The 545-nt window shown below is 49.7% G+C and carries 1 pseudogene; it reads right to left on the reverse strand.

The window, feature by feature from the left end:
- Positions 1-545: pseudogene (locus IEY34_RS36415) on the reverse strand (DUF5704 domain-containing protein); the annotation flags it as partial.

Consider the following 545-nt stretch of genomic DNA (forward strand, 5'->3'; position numbering starts at 1 on the left):
GTTGTATGATTCAGTGAGCCGGGTGCCGTTCTAAACACGGACTCGTACCGCAAATCACCGATATCTCCTATCCGAAAATCGGAAACGCGCCCCACGACGTTGACATCGATCCCCTTTGTCGCGCAGTAGTTGATTAAGTCTCCGTTCAAGTTGGTCTGGCAGGTCGCGGCTTGGGTATTAATCGCCCACGCTTCGAGTGTGATATAATACGTGCCTTCATCAATCCATTCCGGAATGAGATACGTGGCGGACGGTGTTCCTACATCGATGTAGATCCATGTATTTTCCTGATGATAAGATCCTGTAGAGTCAAACACACCGAAGGGAAACGTCACACGCTTGGAAGCCGTGTATTTCATGTAATCGTTGTTGCCATAGCCTAAGTAATTTAAATGCTGTCCCTTTTCGTCGAAGTCCACGCGGAACGGCCGACCTAGGACAAGAACCGTTTTGCTGTAATCCGGATTCATACTCTGGTCGAAGGGCCGGTTGATGTCCGGTATGTCCGAGTAATTGACGACGGGTGTATGGACGGTCACGGTGTT

The organism is Paenibacillus marchantiophytorum, assembly GCF_014640555.1.
Classification (GTDB): domain Bacteria; phylum Bacillota; class Bacilli; order Paenibacillales; family NBRC-103111; genus Paenibacillus_E; species Paenibacillus_E marchantiophytorum.